The 15,876-nt window shown below is 61.4% G+C and carries 16 protein-coding genes and 2 pseudogenes; 16 read left to right on the forward strand and 2 right to left on the reverse strand.

Going from position 1 to position 15,876, the window contains the following annotated elements; translation table 11 throughout:
* Positions 1 to 25: 25 nt before the first annotated feature.
* The 9 genes from E4Q08_RS18495 (at position 26) to E4Q08_RS18535 (ending at position 8,913) form a co-directional block, all read left to right on the forward strand.
* Positions 26 to 373, forward strand: a complete 348-nt coding sequence (locus E4Q08_RS18495; protein WP_308240172.1) for a DUF4351 domain-containing protein — start codon at positions 26 to 28, stop codon at positions 371 to 373.
* Positions 374 to 631: 258 nt separating this feature from the next.
* Positions 632 to 1,234: a DUF4351 domain-containing protein gene (locus tag E4Q08_RS18500; protein WP_308240173.1), complete on the forward strand. Its 603-nt coding sequence runs from the start codon at positions 632 to 634 to the stop codon at positions 1,232 to 1,234.
* A 957-nt stretch (positions 1,235 to 2,191) separates the two neighbouring features.
* Positions 2,192 to 3,196, forward strand: coding sequence for an NAD-dependent 4,6-dehydratase LegB (locus E4Q08_RS18505; protein ID WP_169071444.1), 1,005 nt, complete (start codon positions 2,192 to 2,194; stop codon positions 3,194 to 3,196).
* A 10-nt stretch (positions 3,197 to 3,206) separates the two neighbouring features.
* Entirely contained in the window at positions 3,207 to 4,382 is a 1,176-nt protein-coding gene (locus E4Q08_RS18510) for a LegC family aminotransferase (RefSeq protein ID WP_372703802.1), read from the forward strand.
* On the forward strand, positions 4,379 to 4,996 hold the full coding sequence (locus tag E4Q08_RS18515) for an acetyltransferase (RefSeq protein ID WP_169071446.1): 618 nt from the start codon (positions 4,379 to 4,381) through the stop codon (positions 4,994 to 4,996). Before E4Q08_RS18510 ends, E4Q08_RS18515 begins: the two co-directional genes overlap by 4 nt.
* Before the next feature lie 2 nt (positions 4,997 to 4,998).
* Positions 4,999 to 6,000, forward strand: coding sequence for an N-acetylneuraminate synthase (gene neuB, locus E4Q08_RS18520; RefSeq protein WP_308240175.1), 1,002 nt, complete (start codon positions 4,999 to 5,001; stop codon positions 5,998 to 6,000).
* Positions 5,997 to 7,160 (forward strand): UDP-N-acetylglucosamine 2-epimerase, encoded by a 1,164-nt coding sequence (gene neuC, locus E4Q08_RS18525; protein WP_169071448.1) that lies wholly within the window; start codon positions 5,997 to 5,999, stop codon positions 7,158 to 7,160. Before neuB ends, neuC begins: the two co-directional genes overlap by 4 nt.
* A 14-nt stretch (positions 7,161 to 7,174) precedes the next feature.
* Positions 7,175 to 8,230 (forward strand): nucleotidyltransferase family protein, encoded by a 1,056-nt coding sequence (locus E4Q08_RS18530; protein ID WP_169071449.1) that lies wholly within the window; start codon positions 7,175 to 7,177, stop codon positions 8,228 to 8,230.
* Entirely contained in the window at positions 8,227 to 8,913 is a 687-nt protein-coding gene (locus tag E4Q08_RS18535) for an acylneuraminate cytidylyltransferase family protein (RefSeq protein WP_169071450.1), read from the forward strand. Before E4Q08_RS18530 ends, E4Q08_RS18535 begins: the two co-directional genes overlap by 4 nt.
* Positions 8,914 to 9,051: 138 nt before the next feature.
* Here E4Q08_RS18535 and E4Q08_RS18540 read toward each other — a convergent pair whose 3' ends face one another.
* The gene (locus tag E4Q08_RS18540; protein WP_169071451.1) at positions 9,052 to 10,128 is read right to left on the reverse strand and encodes an ISAs1 family transposase; all 1,077 of its coding nucleotides are present in this window, start codon (positions 10,126 to 10,128) and stop codon (positions 9,052 to 9,054) included.
* Between the two features lie 280 nt (positions 10,129 to 10,408).
* Between E4Q08_RS18540 and E4Q08_RS18545 the strand changes: the two genes are divergently transcribed.
* The 7 genes and pseudogenes from E4Q08_RS18545 to E4Q08_RS26500 all read left to right on the forward strand — a co-directional run.
* On the forward strand, positions 10,409 to 11,395 hold the full coding sequence (locus E4Q08_RS18545; RefSeq protein WP_169071452.1) for an IS5 family transposase: 987 nt from the start codon (positions 10,409 to 10,411) through the stop codon (positions 11,393 to 11,395).
* Between the two features lie 150 nt (positions 11,396 to 11,545).
* Complete coding sequence (gene tnpC / locus E4Q08_RS18550) at positions 11,546 to 13,138, forward strand: IS66 family transposase (RefSeq protein WP_169071453.1); 1,593 nt, start codon at positions 11,546 to 11,548, stop codon at positions 13,136 to 13,138.
* Between the two features lie 96 nt (positions 13,139 to 13,234).
* On the forward strand, positions 13,235 to 13,402 hold the full coding sequence (locus E4Q08_RS25035) for a DUF6399 domain-containing protein (RefSeq protein ID WP_248594999.1): 168 nt from the start codon (positions 13,235 to 13,237) through the stop codon (positions 13,400 to 13,402).
* 21 nt (positions 13,403 to 13,423) lie between these two features.
* A pseudogene (locus E4Q08_RS25040) lies at positions 13,424 to 13,632 on the forward strand (hypothetical protein); the annotation flags it as partial.
* Between the two features lie 287 nt (positions 13,633 to 13,919).
* Positions 13,920 to 14,198, forward strand: a complete 279-nt coding sequence (locus E4Q08_RS18555) for a DUF2281 domain-containing protein (RefSeq protein WP_169071454.1) — start codon at positions 13,920 to 13,922, stop codon at positions 14,196 to 14,198.
* Entirely contained in the window at positions 14,182 to 14,607 is a 426-nt protein-coding gene (locus tag E4Q08_RS18560; protein ID WP_169071455.1) for a putative toxin-antitoxin system toxin component, PIN family, read from the forward strand. The genes E4Q08_RS18555 and E4Q08_RS18560 overlap by 17 nt, the downstream gene beginning before the upstream one ends.
* 34 nt (positions 14,608 to 14,641) lie before the next feature.
* A pseudogene (locus E4Q08_RS26500) lies at positions 14,642 to 14,756 on the forward strand (IS1634 family transposase N-terminal domain-related protein); the annotation flags it as partial.
* 322 nt (positions 14,757 to 15,078) lie between these two features.
* Here E4Q08_RS26500 and E4Q08_RS18570 read toward each other — a convergent pair.
* Positions 15,079 to 15,876 (reverse strand): type II toxin-antitoxin system HipA family toxin (locus tag E4Q08_RS18570; protein WP_169071456.1); only part of this gene is annotated, 798 nt, incomplete at its 5' end.

Here is a 15,876-nt window from a genome sequence, read left to right on the forward strand (position 1 = left end):
GCTGCGGCCCTGCCGGTGCCCGTTGGTGCTGCGGCTGGTGGGGCCTGCAGGCCTGGACTGGATGATGCAAGTGCCCAAAGACCTGCAAAATCAACTCTGGCAAGACCTCGAACAACTGGAGAGGAACCGAACCATGCCCTACATCACCTCGGTAGAACGTATCGGCATTGAGAAAGGCATGCAGCAAGGCATGCAACAAGGCATGCGGCAAGGGGAGTCTGCCCTCCTCGAACGCCAACTCACCCGCCGCTTCGGCCCGCCCAGCGCGGAGACACGGGCTCGGCTGCAGGCCGCCACCGTCGAACAACTGGAGCAATGGGCCGAAAACATCCTTGACGCCACCACGCTGGAAGAGGGCTTCAAGGATCACTGAGCGCTTGACCCACCGGACAAACAGGGTCGGTTCCGGTGGTTGAGCCCGGTTGTCTGTCGCAGGGCGCAATAAGCTGCGCATCGCGTCATAGGCAACCGCGCACCATGATCATGCGGCGCAGCGCCCGTTGGCTATTCTCAATGGGTCTACATCCACGTCGAAGTCCAGGGCCAGCCGGATGCCGACTTCCCCGAGCGCCTGTTCACCTACAACTACCGCCTCTACGACCGCTACCGCCGTCCGGTTGCCAGCCTGGCCGTGCTGGCCGACGAACGTGAAAACTGGAAGCCGAACGGGTTTGGCTATCAACTGTTCGGCTGCGAGGTCGGCATCCGCTTTCCCGTGGTCAAGCTCCTCGACTACGCCAACCAGACCGAATCCCTGCTTGAAGACCCCAACCCCTTCGCACTGGTCACCGCGGCTCACCTTCTTACCCGGCGCACCAAGGGTGACCCGGAACAGCGCTATGCGGCAAAATGGCGGCTGGCCAAGCTGCTCTACGAACGCAACTGGGACAAGCAGCGCATCATCGATCTGTTCGGGGTCATCGACTGGCTGATGCGGCTGACGACAGACCTGGAGCAACGGCTGCTGCACGAAGTCTACACACTGGAAAGGAATGTCCGCATGCCCTACGTCACCTCTGCAGAACGCTTCGGAATCGAGAAAGGCCGCCAGGAAGGCCGCCAGGAAGGCGAGGCTGCCCTCCTGAAGCGCCAGCTCGCGCGTCACTTTGGCACGCTCCCCGATGCCGTCCAGGTCCGCCTGAACACCGCCACGATCGATCAGCTGGAAGAATGGGCGATCAAGGTGCTCGATGCCGAGTCCCTGGACGAAGTCTTCGATCCGCGCCGACCGTAGCAAGGGACAGCACACCCCAACCGGTTGCGATGTCGCAGGACACCCCCTCACGACTTCGTCATTGCCACCCGGCGGGCCATACAGCGGTCGGCAGTTCGTCGTCCAGTTCGTCCAGTTCGCCGCCGTATCACCGGGGCGCGCCCATGTACTTTGCCGGTGAGGACCGAGAGCGTGTGAATTCCTGGCTGGCGAGGGTGACACTGGCCGTCATTCCCGCACAAGCGAGAAGTTGCCTGGTTTATCGGCTTGTTCTTGCAGGCATGGCGGTATGGAAATGGGTTATAGGAAGCGCGTTCGCGCTTGCGCGGGAATGAGGGCTTCCTGGCGCCGCCCCAATTGTTGACAGCGCGGCCTCGCGCCATGACCAAGGTCAGCTGAAGTTATTGAGTAGGCGCTGCTCTGAACCTTCTATTTCTCATGTCGGTACTCGGGACGGGGGCAAACAATGGGTTCATGTCCACGTCGAAGTGCAGGGGCCGCAGGATGCGGACTTTGCAGGGCGGCTGTTCCCCCGACAACTATTGCCTCTACGACCGGCTACCGCCGACCAATCGCCAGCCTGGCCGTGCTCGCAGACGAGAGCGAGAACTGGAAGCCCAGCGAGTTCGCTTATCAACAGTTCGGCTGTACTGTCGACATCTGCCTTTCAATCGTCAGGTTCCTGAATTACGTGCGTCAGACTGAAGCTCTCGTTGAAGGCACGGATGCGTTTGCCCTGCTCAATGCGGATCACCTGTTCACACCCAGCACCAGCAGTGACCCCGAACAATGGTACGCTGTCAAGTGGTAGTTGGCCGAGCTGCTCTACGAACGGAACTCGGAGAAACAGAGCATCATCGACTTGTTCAGCGTCATCGACCGGCCGATGCGGCTGCAGGACGAATTGGAGCAACGACTACAGGAAGAAGTTAGCGCACTTCTGGCGAGCTCCTAAATCACTTAAAATGAGTTGAAACAATGAAGAACAAACGCATTCTGATAACTGGAGCCGATGGGTTCATTGGCTCGCACCTGACAGAAGCGCTCCTATATCAAGGCCACAAAGTACGCCCCTTCGTACTCTACAACTCCTTCAACTCCTGGGGCTGGCTGGACCGTGCGCCGAAGGAAATCCGCGACGAACTGGATGTATTCGCCGGCGATATCCGCGACCCACACGGCGTGAAGGAGGCGATGAAGGGCTGCGATGCTGTGTTGCATCTGGCCGCACTCATCGCCATACCCTACTCTTACCATTCCCCCGACACCTACGTCGACACCAACGTCAAGGGCACCCTCAACGTGCTGCAGGCGGCGCGCGAGTTGGATGTGGAAAGGGTAATCCATACCTCCACCAGCGAGGTTTACGGCACGGCGCGCTTCGTGCCCATCACTGAGGAACATCCCCTGCAAGGGCAGTCGCCCTATTCAGCCACCAAGATCGCCGCTGACCAGTTGGCCTATTCCTTCTATGCCGCTTTCGGCCTGCCGGTGATCATCGCCCGCCCCTTCAACACCTACGGCCCGCGCCAGTCGGCCCGCGCGGTGATCCCCACCATCATCACCCAGATCGCCAATGGCAAACGCCAGATCAAGCTAGGCGCGGTCTCCCCCACTCGCGATTTCAATTTCGTGAAAGACACCGTGGCCGGCTTCATCGCCGCTCTGAATTCCGACCGGGGATTGGGCGAGGTGGTCAACTTCGGCAGCAATTTCGAAATCACGATTGGCGATACCGCCCGCCTCATCGCCGAGGCCATGAATACCGAGATCGAAATCGTCACCGACGAGGCGCGGCTGCGTCCGGAGAAGTCCGAGGTGGAACGGCTTTGGGCCGCTAACTCCAAGGCCCGGGATCTGTTCGGCTGGGAACCCGCCTATGGCGGGCGCCAAGGCTTCAAACGGGGCCTGGCGGAAACCGCAGCATGGTTCACCGAGCCCGAGAACCTGCGCGGCTACAAGGCCGACATCTACAACCTCTGAGAGTGCGACCGTGGACACTTCCACTTTCGTCGAAAAGGTCGTCGAAGCCATCCGCCAAGTGGCAGGTTCAGGCCCGGTGGCCCTGCACGAACCGTGTTTTGCCGGGAACGAATGGGCCTATCTGAAGGAATGCCTGGACAGTACCTTTGTTTCCTCCGTTGGCAAATTCGTCGATCGCTTCGAGGCCGATCTGGCAGCCTTCACCGGGGCAAGACATGCCGTGGCCGTAGTCAACGGAACCGCCGCCCTGCACATCGCCCTGAAACTGGCCGGCGTCGAAGCCGGCGACGAAGTCCTGATTCCCGCCCTGACCTTCGTCGCCACCGCCAATGCCGTGGCGTATTGCGGCGCCACCTGCCACTTCGTGGACAGCGAAGAACGCACGCTGGGCCTCGACGCCACCAAATTGCGCGCACATCTCCAGGTCGTCAGCGAACAACGCGACGGCCAGTGCATCCACCTCGCCAGCGGCCGGGTCATCCGCGCACTGGTCCCCATGCACACCTTCGGCCATCCCGCAGATCTGGACGGCTTGCTTGCCGTTGCCCGCGACTTCAACCTGGCGTTGGTGGAGGATGCGGCGGAATCCCTGGGCAGTGACTACCACGGCCGCCATACGGGCACTTTCGGCCGCTTTGGAACCCTTAGTTTCAACGGCAACAAGACCATCACCACCGGCGGCGGCGGCGCGATCCTCACCAACGACCCGGGACTCGCCAGCGTCGCCAAACACATCACCACCACCGCCAAACTGCCGCATCACTGGGCCTTCGAGCATGATCAGATCGGCTACAACTACCGCCTGCCCAACATCAACGCCGCCCTGGGGTGTGCCCAACTGGAACAACTGCCCGCTTTCCTAGAAGCCAAGCGCCGCCTGTTCCAGCGCTACCAGGAAGCCTTCGCCCCACTCTCCGGGGTCACGCTGTTCCAGGAACCTGAAGGTTGTCGCAGCAATTACTGGCTGCAAACTCTGGTGCTTGCCCCGGAACTGGCGGATCGGCAGCAAGCCATCCTCCAGGCCAGCAACGACGCAGGCCTGATGACCCGGCCGGCCTGGACCCTGATGAGCCGGCTGCGCCCCTACCGGGACTGTCCCGCCATGAACCTCGCCTGCGCCAAATCCCTGGCCGCTCGCCTCATCAACGTGCCCAGCAGCGCAAAACTGGCGGACTTCCGCGCATGAACCAGCCCGCAATCCTCTTGGTGGGCGCTGGCGGCCATGCCCGCGCCTGCATCGACGTAATCGAAAAGGAAGGCCGCTACGCCATTGCCGGACTGGTGGGCATGCCCGATGAAGTCGGCGGGGCCGTGCTGGGCTATCCAATCTTGGGCGGCGACGCCGAACTGCCGGCCCTGCGCGAACGCTGCCACAACGCCCTGATCACCCTGGGCCAGATCCAATCGCCGGAACCTCGCATCCGGCTTTTCTCCCTGCTCGAACGTCTGGGCTACACCCTGCCGGTCGTGGTGTCCCCGCGTGGGCATGTCTCCCGACACGCCAGTCTGGGGCCGGGCAGCATCGTCATGCACGGCGCCATCGTCAACGCCTGCGCCCGTGTCGGCCGCAATTGCATCCTCAACAGCCGGGCGCTGGTCGAGCATGACGCCGTGGTCGAGGACCATTGCCACATCTCCACCGGCGCCTTGGTGAATGGCGGCGCGCGGGTCGGCGCGGGCAGTTTCGTTGGCAGTGGCAGCGTGTTGCGGGAAGGCGTCGCGCTGGGCGAACGTTGCTTGGTCGGCATGGGGCTGGCTGTGCGGAAAAACCACCCCGCCCAATCTCGGATCATCAGATGAACATACCCATTCTTATCATCGCCGAAGCCGGCGTCAACCATAACGGTGACATGGGTCTGGCCAAGCGATTGATTGACGCGGCGGCGGAAGCTGGGGCCGATCTGGTCAAGTTTCAGACCTTCAAGGCCGACCGCTTGGTCACCGCAGCGGCGCGCAAGGCCGATTATCAGACTCGCAACAGCGGCGGCGGCGAAACCCAGCATGAAATGCTGCGCAGCCTGGAACTCTCGCCCGAGGCCCATCACGAACTCATTGCCCACTGCGGCGCGCGTGGTATCGGCTTCTTTTCCACCGGCTTCGACAACGAAAGCGTCGATTTTCTGGCCAGCTTGGGGCAGCACAAATTCAAGATCCCGTCCGGCGAAATCACCAACCTTCCTTATCTGCGCAACATGGGCCGCTACGGGCGGGAAATCATCCTATCCACCGGCATGGCCACCCTGGGCGACATCGAAGCGGCCATCGACGCCCTGGAACAGGCCGGCACGCCGCGCTCCAGGCTCACTGTGTTGCATTGCACCACTGAATATCCCACCCCCATGGAGGAGGTCAACCTGCGCGCCATGCAAAGCATTGGCCAGACCTTTGGGGTGGCGGTGGGCTACTCTGACCACACCCCCGGCATCGAAGTGGCCATCGCGGCTACGGCCCTGGGCGCGCGGGTCATCGAAAAACACTTCACCCTCGACCGCAACATGCCTGGGCCAGACCATAAGGCCAGCCTCGAACCGGATGAACTCAAGGCGATGGTCACGGCAATCCGTAACATCGAGACGGCCCTGGGCAATGGGATCAAGCGCCTGACCCCCAGCGAGGCCAGGAACCGCCCGGTGGCCAGAAAGTCCCTGGTGGCCGCGCGCTCGATCCGGGCGGGAGAAGTCTTCTCCGAGGAAAACCTCGCCGCCAAGCGGCCGGGTACCGGGATCTCCCCCATGCAATGGGACAGAGTTGTCAGCCGCATAGCCCGCCGCGATTTCCAGGCCGACGAGATGATCGAGCTATGACCCGGAAAATCTGCGTGGTAACCGGGACGCGGGCGGAATACGGCCTGCTCGCGTGGATCATGCACTTGATCCGGGACGATACCGAGCTCGAATTGCAGATCATCGCCACCGGCATGCATCTGTCCCCGGAATTCGGCCTGACCTACCGCCAAATCGAGGAAGACGGCTTTCGCGTCGACCGCAAGGTGGAAATGCTGGTCAGTTCCGACACCCCGGTCGGCATCGCCAAATCCATGGGGCTGGGCATGATCGGTATGGCGGACGCCCTGAACGACCTGCGTCCCGACCTGCTGGTCATCCTGGGCGACCGGTTTGAAATTTTCACTGCTGTCGCCGCCGCCCTGGTGGCCCGCATTCCAGTGGCCCACCTGCACGGCGGCGAGAAGACCGAGGGCGCCTTCGACGAAGCGCTGCGCCACGCTATCACCAAGATGTCGCACCTGCATTTCGTCGCCGCCGAGGAATATCGCGGCCGCGTTATCCAGTTGGGCGAAGCGCCGGAACGGGTGCATCTGGTGGGCGGACTGGGCCTCGACAACATCTGCCGCCTCAAGCTCCTGGATCGTACCACCCTAGAGCAAACCCTCGATTGCCGCCTGGGCGAGAAAAGCCTCCTGATCACCTTCCATCCGGCCACCCTCGAGAACGGCACGGCAGCCGATCAAATGGCCGAGCTCCTGGCGGCGCTCGAACCCTTGCGCGACACCCGCCTCCTTTTCACCCTCCCCAACGCCGACACTGCCGGCCGTGAGTTGATTCAGATGGTGCATGGCTTCGTCGCCGCCCATGACAACGCCCGCGCCTACACTTCCCTGGGCCAACTGCGCTATCTATCCTGCATGGCTCAGGTCGATGGCGTGGTTGGGAACTCTTCCAGTGGCCTCATCGAAGTTCCCACCTTTCGTAAGGGAACCATCGACATCGGCGACCGGCAGCGAGGCCGACTGCGGGCGGCCAGCGTCATCCATTGCGAACCGGAGCGCCAGGACATCGCCCGCGCTCTGGCTACGCTCTACAATCCGGAGTTCCAGGAAAGCCTCGCCAGCGTGGAGAATCCGTACGGTTCAGGGGGCGCTAGCGAGCGGGTGGTGGAGGTTCTGAAAAGCGCCCCGCTCGACCATCTGGTGAAGAAGCGTTTCCACGACCTAACCATTGGCTGAAAAACGGACACCACGTGAACACCGACGAAAAAATCTGGCGCCGCGCCCTCCTGCCGACCACCGCCACCATTCAGGACGCCATTCGCAATCTGGATCAGGTGGCGATCAAGATCGTCCTGGTCGTCGCCGAGTCGGGCGAACTGGAAGGCACTATTTCCGATGGCGACATTCGCCGGGGCCTGCTGCGAGGCTTGGATCTGAACAGTCGAATCACCACGGTCATCCATCGCAACGCCTTCGTCGTCCCACCGGCAATGGGGCGCGAAACCGTCATGCAACTAATGGTGGCCAACAAGATTCAGCAGATTCCCGTGGTAGACGAACAGCATCACGTCATCGGCCTGCACCTATGGGATGAAATCAACGCCCCTCAGGCGCGGCCCAACCTGATGGTGATCATGGCCGGTGGCAAGGGCACCCGGCTGCGCCCGCACACGAGAAACTGTCCCAAACCCATGCTTCCCGTGGGCGGCAAGCCCATGCTGGAACATATCATCAAGCGCGCCATGGCCGACGGCTTCAGCCACTTCCTCCTGGCGGTGCACTACCTGGGTCACATGATCGAAGAGCACTTCGGCGACGGCGAGCGCCTGAACGCGCGCATCGAATATCTGCGGGAACAATCGCCCCTCGGCACCGCCGGCGCCCTCGGTCTGATGCCGAAGAAGCCCGAAGCGCCCTTCGTCGTCACCAATGGCGATGTGCTGACGGACATCCACTACGGTGAACTGCTTGATTTTCACATTCGCCAGGAGGCGGCGGCCACGATGGCGGTGCGGGTACATGAATGGCAACACCCCTTCGGCGTCGTGCAGACCCGGGGCGTCGACATCATCGGCTTCGAGGAAAAGCCCATCGCCAGAAGTCACATCAACGCCGGCGTCTACGTTCTGGCCCCGGAAGCCCTCGACGTGCTCGGCGTCAACGAACCCTGCGACATGCCCACCTTGTTCGAGCGCCTGCAAGCCAGGGAAAAACGCACCGTGGCCTATCCCATGCACGAACCCTGGTTGGACGTGGGCCGGCCGAGTGACTATGAAACCGCGCAAAGATCTGGAGGGGTGGCATGAGAATCCTGGCGCTGGTTCCTGCCCGAGGCGGATCCAAACGGGTGCCGAACAAGAACATTCGGGAACTGGGCGGCAAGCCGTTGATCAACTGGAGTATCGAGGCTGCCCAAGGTATACCGGAAATCCTCGATATTCTGGTTTCAACCGACAGCCTGGTAATCGCGGATGTGGCGCGTGCCGCTGGTGCCCTCGTGCCCTGGCTTAGACCGGCCGAATTGTCGACGGATACTGCTACATCAATCGTCGTGTGCATGCACGCGCTCGACTGGTACGAGAAAGAAAACGGTCAGCTGGATGGTCTATTACTGTTACAGCCGACATCGCCCTTTCGCAAGACCCAAACGATTCAGGCAGCGATCCAACTATTCAAGAAATATGCAGAGAGGCCTGTCGTCGCGTTTTCGCCAGCGGAGTCTCATCCGATGTGGTGCTATCGCGTCGCTGGCGATGCCATATATCCGTTCGTACATGGGGTCGATCAGCCAACAAGGTCTCAGGATCTTCCACCAGCCTATGTTGTCAATGGTGAGGTATACCTTGCGACACCTGGTTATTTGAGAGCCAATTCCAGTTTCCTCGGAAGCGAGACGGTTCCGCTTGTGATCGAAGATAAGCGCGAGGCGCTGGATATCGACTCGGACTGGGACTGGCTGCTGGCGGAGAATATGCTCGACAGGATCTGACATACCTTTATTAGGCGCTTAAGCGGGTGTTGACGCAAACATGTTGGTGTTAGTGTTTGAGCCCGGAGCGACAGAGGTAGCCCCGTTTATTTGGACAGAAAACCTGCCTTGATAAGTCAGGGCTTCCGCACTCGGATGTCATTTCAAGGTGAAGCCCAGTATCCTCACCCGGACGCCGTCCTTCCAAGCGGCGCGCTTGCGCTTCAGCCGCAGGCTGGTCTTGGTCTTGTCGGCGGTATCCAGACGAATCAGGTTGAGAACGATTTTCTTCAGGAGGGAGAGGTTCTGTGGGGCGTTGTCCTTGCGTACGGTGCTGGCATCCTCGCCAAAGCTGACATCGAGCACCCAGTGAAGGCGGTCCTCGATGCCCCAGTGGCCCCGAGCCGCTGCAGCGAGTTGTTCGGCCGTCAATTCACGAGAGCTGATGTAGTAGCGCCGCTCAAGCTTCGACTCGTGGTCACCGACCTTACGCAGGGAGTCGACCCGAGCGATCTTCTTGCATTCGGGCCAATCGGCCAGATCAACGATCCCTTGCGCGGGCAGCACCGTGGCGATTTGAGCGACGATCCGACCATGGGACGGGTGGACCTGGTGGTGGCGGTCGACGTCGTCCGATTGGTACTGGTCAATGAATTCCGTCTCGATGGCGTCCAGCAGCGTCGGTTGGTTGCCTTTGACCGCCAGCAGGTAGTCGCCGCCCTGGTCGGTGATCTGACGGGCGATGTTCCGCTGGCACCCCATGGCGTCGATGGTAACGAGCAACCCGTTGATATACAGTGCCTTGAGCAGTTCCGGGATGGCGGTGATCTCATTACTCTTGCTGGCGACTTTTTCCTGGCCGAGGACGACGCCCAGTTCCGTCGCGAAGGCGCTGACCATAATGGCGCTCTCGCCGCCACTACCCGACCCGCGTACCGTTTTGCCATCGACCCCCAGGCCGCCTTTCAGGGTACCGACCACCCCAGCCACCCAACGGCGGAACGCCGCCTCAAATTGCTTCGGGTCGAGGGCTCGGAAGATGCGCAGAAACGTTTCCTCGGAGGCCACACCGTTCCGCAGCACCAGGAACTGACGCAACCAATCTTCCTTCTCCCGTCCCCAATGGGCGATGTCTTCGATGGTGTCACAATCGGAGAGCACGGCTGCGATAGCAATCACGAGAACTTCTTGGAAGTCATGCAGCGTTCCATTGCTGGGTTTGCGCGGGTCGTCCACTTCCCTGAAACAGGCTTGCCCCCTTCGTCAGAGTCATTTCGCTCGTCCAAAAGACGAGACTAGACCCGATCTTGCGCGGGTTTGCAAGCTATTGGCATAAATTCATGGCTGGCAACGATTTCTGCTTTTCAAGATATGACGAAATTGACTATGCTATCCGAGTGCGGAGGCCCTGCTTGATAAGTGCCCTCATGCCGATGTCATCAAGGGAACTGCTGATTTAATCGCAGCATATCCACATGGTATAATATTGGCATTCCAGCGTACGTCGGGTAGCGAGATGAAGCAGATCAGTTTTTCCCAGGTGGAGTTTGAAGGCAAAAAGCGGACGACGCATCGGGAGGTGTTCCTTTCCGAAATGGAGAAGGTAACCCCGAGGGCGGAGGTACTTGAGGTGATCGCGCCGCACTACCCGAAGGGGAGGCGGGGTCGCCCGCCGGTGGGTCTGGAGCGGATGTTGCGGGTGTATCTGGCGCAGCAATGGTACGGCCTGTCGGATGAGGGAGTCGAGGATGCGATCACCGACAGCCAAGCGTTGCGGGCGTTTGTCAGGATCGACCTGTCGCGGGAATCCGCACCGGATGCGACGACGCTGCTGCAGTTCCGGCACCTGCTGGAGAAACATGAACTGACGAAGAAACTGTTCGAGGCGATCAACGGCAAGCTGTCTGCCGCGGGGCTGATGATGCGGGAAGGGACGATTGCGGACGCGACGATTATTGCCGCACCGCCGTCGGTGAAGAATGAAGCCAAGGCGCGCGACCCGGAGATGCGCCAGACCAAGAAGGGTAACCAGTGGTACTTTGGCATGAAGGCTCATATTGGTGTCGATGCCGAAAGCGGATTGGTGCACACGGTGGTGGGCACGGCGGCGAACGTCGGGGATGTGACGCAGACCGCACAGGTACTGCACGGCGGCGAGAAGACGGTGTATCTGGATGCGGGCTATACCGGCGTCGAGAAGCGGGAAGAACTGAAGGAGCGGGACATTGACTGGCAGGTAGCTATGAAGCGCGGCAAGCTCAAGGCCGTGCCGGAAGACAGTGTGCTGGGTCAGCTCCGGCGCAAGCTGGAATCCGTAAAGGCCAGCATTCGGTCCAAGGTGGAACACCCGTTCCACATCGTCAAGAACCTGTTCCACTTCCGGAAGGTGCGTTACAAAGGCTTGGCCAAGAACACGGCGCAACTGCACACCCTGTTTGGCCTGGCCAACCTGATGATCGTCAAGCGGCGGCTGTTGGCGCTCAACGGCCAAGTTGCGCCCTGATGAACGAAGGAGGCCACGAACGGTGTTGAAAAAGGTAGAGAACCTCACCGACAAGACCATAACGCAGTAAAGATTCACCCCCCCCCCAAAAAATCTCCCCAGCAGTAATTTGTATGTCATAATGTGGTTACTCCACAACGAACCGACGCAATGCACCTCCGCAAGCACGACCTTCTGCAAATGGACGCCGAGTGGCTGAAGAAGCTGCCAGCGGAGCGATTGCTGGACGTGTCTATCCGCCTGCTGGATGACGTCCAGGAATTGCAGGATCGTCTGAATCAGAACCCGGCCAACAGCTCGCGGCCCCCGACCAGCCAGGCGCCTTGGGAGAAACCCGGCGCGGGCGAGGAAGAGGACGAAGGGATGCCTGCGAAGAGGCCCCCGGCGAAAGTCCCGGAAGCGGCGACGGAGGCGATGGACCCAGCGGATTCGACGGAAGAAACCGTCCCGCGAGACGTGCCGCCGCCCTTACCGCCGAAGGCGTCGGACCGAAAGGCCGGCAAGCAGCCCGGCAGTCAGGGTCATGGCCGCACCCAGCAGCTCACGGTGACCGACACGTGCGAGCACCGGCCGGCGTGCTGCGCGGCTTGTGGTCTGGCGTTGGCGACGGATACCCCGTCGCAGGCCTACACGGCCTGGGATGAGGTCAATATTGCGCCCCCCGTCGACGGTCAGATCGGGTTGATCTTCCGGGTCACGCGTCACCAGATGCTCGAAGTGAGCTGCCCCTGCGGGCATACCACCCGTGCGCTGCCGTGGCGCGCGCCAGCCGACAGCCTGTGGGATCGGGTGGGACTGGGCGAATGGCGCCTGGTGGGTCCGCAGTTGGCCGGGATGATCGTTTTCCTGGCGCTGCGGATGCACCTCTCCCGGCGGCGCATTCGCGAACTACTGAGGGAGCTGTTCGGCCTGCTGCTGAGCATCGGCGTGATCGATGAGACGATCCGCGAAGCAGGGCGCGCCAGCTACCCGCTGGAAGACGCCCTGGTCACCGAAGTCAGGCAGGCCGCGGAATGGTTCGTCGATGAAACGTCGTGGCGGGAACGCGCCCAATGCCTCTGGCTCTGGGCGCTGGTCACGACCCACACCGTGGTGTTCTTCATCGGCTACCGCACGGCGGAAATTCTGCAAAACGCCCTGCAAGACGGTTTTGATGGCCGCCTCATCAGTGATGGCTACCGAGTCTACCGCGCTTGGGAGAACCGCCTGCGCTGCTGGGCGCACCTGATGCGCAAGCTGCGGGGACTGGCCGAATCGAGTGATGCTCGGGTGGCGGAGGTCGGAAAGGAGATGGAAGGGCTGATGAAGACCTGGATGGCCGCCATTTACGCGGCGCGAATCGACCCGCCGTTGGAAGGACTGCGGATTCGCTACGCCGCGGCCATCGAGCGGCTACGGCAACAGTGCGAGGCGCACCAGGCGGATGACCACAAGGTGCTGGGTAGCGTCGCCCGCGAATTCCTGTACGAGGGGAAGGTCATCCTGCGCCCGGTCAACGAGCCCCATCTGCCGCTGACGAACAACGCCGCCGAACAGGCGCTGCGGCACTGGGTGATTGCGCGCTACCTCAGCCACGGCACCCGCTCCGAAGAAGGATCCCGCGCCTTTGCTCTCTTGGCCAGCGTCATCGAAACCTGCCGCCGCCGCGAGGCATGCGCCTGGCGCTATCTCGGCACCGTCATCGAGGCTGCCCGCAAGGGCCTCGAACTTCCCGCGCTCCTCGCCATCCCGGTAGCTGCGTAGGGGGGTGAATCTTTACCCCGAAACGGTATCAGGAGGCTTGGCAGCGAGCACTAGAGGCCTGGAAAGCAGACCCGTTCCATTCGGAATGGTCCGAGAATGAGTTGCAGCGCTGGCTGGAATGGGGGGAATGGGGGGAATGGATGGTGCGACAGTTCGTTCCATCGCAGTTCCTCCGCCGTTGAAGGGCGCAATGGCCGCTTGTCTCAGTTGTACCATAACGGGCGAGGTCTGACGAAAAGCCGCCTGGCTGCCTGGCTGCGCTAACGGTTATCCACAACTATGGGGGGAGACGACAACAGCTACATGTACCGCATGCTCAACCTCACCACGCTCGCGCCAGACATCGTGGCGGCCATCCTGGATGAAACCTTGCCTCCTCACGTCACCGCGCATGAGCTTGCATCAGTCCACCGGTGCTGTGGGAGGAGCAACGGAAGCGGATGGGTGTAACTGGCCCTCTCGGCCAGGAGCAGGCCAACTCGGCGTCAGGATGACTCGGGAAATGGCGCAACGACTCCACTACTCGGAACGAAGCTGACCGTGATGCCTTGCATTTTTTTGAATTGCGTCAGCAAGATGCACCATATCGCACACCGAGGACGCAACGGGTTAAAGGGAAAGACAATGCAAGCGGCTCATGCGCGCGCGAAACAGTTCCAGGAGGGTGAGCAGTCGCCCGACAAGGACAAGAATGTGGTCAAGAAGTGGCTTGTGCCTTCCTGACCAACGTACAGCTTCAGGCGCTGGCGCGCTGAGCGCGCCGCAGCTCGGGAGGATGGTGATGAATGCTACTGTTGAACAAAGCTTGATGTCGAAGATCAGAACACTCTCGCCGCAGCAGGTGGCCGAGGTGGAAGACTTCGTGGAGTTCTTGGCTACTAAGGTCAGGAAGCGGAGAGCGCTGGATCGTCTGCTCGCCATCGCACCGGCACTCGAAGCTGCCGGCGCCGCGCCGATGAGCGAGGACGATATTGCCGCTGAGATGGATGCGGTGCGCGCTGAGCGCCGCGTCCGGGAAGCTGGATCAACCAGCAAGGACTCGGGTGCGGATCGTTCTTGACACCAACGTGGTTCTGTCGGCGCTATTGTGGCGCGGCACTCCGCATCACTTGCTGGCTGCCATCGGCCAACGACACAGCGTCCAGATCTACAGCAGCACAGCGCTGCTTGAAGAGTTGGCTGAAGTACTCACGCGACCATCAGCAAGCAAGCGCCTGGCCTTGATCGGCAAGACGGCCCGCGAAGTGCTGGCCGATTACGTCGAGATCATCGAGCTGGTCGAACCCGCCAGCGTGCCGGGCGTGGTGGCGGGCGACATTGATGACGATCAAGTGATCGCCGCCGCTGTCTCGGCCCGCGCAGATCTGATTGCCTCGGGGGATCGCAAGCACTTGCTGCCCCTGCGCAGCCATCAAGGCATTCCCATCGTCGATGCAGCCGAGGCGCTCAGGCGCATCTCCAACCGCTGATGCGAACAATAAGTTATGTGATTTTATTGTCGGCATGTACATCGCCCGCATCCCCAACCGCAAGTCCAAACCCGCCATCCTGCTCCGTGAGTCGTATCGCGAGGGGGGTAAAGTCTGCACGCGGACCATCGCCAATCTGACGAATTGGGCACCGGAGCGGATCGTCACCATGGAACGTCTGGTGAAGGGCGAATTCGACGACTGGTCGGGGGAGATGACCAGCGGCGAGATTTTTGGGGTGCTGTGTGCCCTCAAGCAGTTGGCCGACCAGGTGGGCCTCACACGGGTGCTGGGCAGCGCTGCGGAAAGCAAGCTCAACCTGTTCCTGATTCTCGCGCGCATCGCGCGTGGCGGGTCGCGGCTATCGGCGGTGCGCTGGTCGAAACAGCACACGGTGGCCGATGTTTGGCAGTGGAAGCGTTCGATGTCTGTCGTCTGAAGCGTGAGGGGTCTTGTCCTGCAGGCAGGTGTTCAGGTGCCTGCGGAGAATAGCGGCACGCGTGCCAGGTGAGATGAGATGCGGTCGAGCGCCTGCGCGGTGTAACCGAAGTCGCCGCGTGAGGAGTGCCATGCCGTCATGATGGCTTCTCCGGCGTGTTCGATCCGGCTGGCCATTAGCGTTTCGTCGTCGCCAATCTTGCGCGCGAGGCGCAGGAACGATTCGCGAGTGGCGTCCTGCCAGCGTTTCGAGCGCGCGAGGTTGAGCGCCAATTGGTCGTCAGCCTTGTACTGAATGGTCGAAACGAGATCGTAAGCGGGCGCAAGCCTGGCGTTTTCGCCGTCAGGGTAGATCAGGCTCCAGTTCTTGAGGTGCGCATCGCCGTTGCCGGAGGCAATGACGAAAACCAGTCGCCGGATGAATTCGTCCAGTTCGGATTCTCCGGCGAGTTTGGAGACCAGGTTGGCCAGCGTTTCGTAGTTGTAGCTAGCGTATTTCTGCTCGGGGTAGAGACCCAGAATCTGCGCGAAGTCCTCGATGTGAACCCGCTTGCCCGGCGCCGGGCGGTCGAAGCGGCGGACAGCCAGAGCCGTCTGACCTCCGAATATACTGGCTTCCGATGGCAGGCCAGAAATCTCCGCAACCGGAATCAACTGAATTTCCGGGATATCGATGCCGCTGGCCTCTGCCCAGCGCATCGTTGCATGCTCGTTTTCCGGCACACCCGGAAAGCGGGCGTCCGGCAACTTGACGATCCAGTCGCCGCCGGTGCCACTGACCGTGATGGTCAGTCCGCGCCTCTCGCTTCGGGCGGAAAACTTGAGCTGCAC

The organism is Candidatus Accumulibacter contiguus (genome assembly GCF_012940005.1).
GTDB classification, from domain to species: Bacteria; Pseudomonadota; Gammaproteobacteria; order Burkholderiales; family Rhodocyclaceae; genus Accumulibacter; species Accumulibacter contiguus.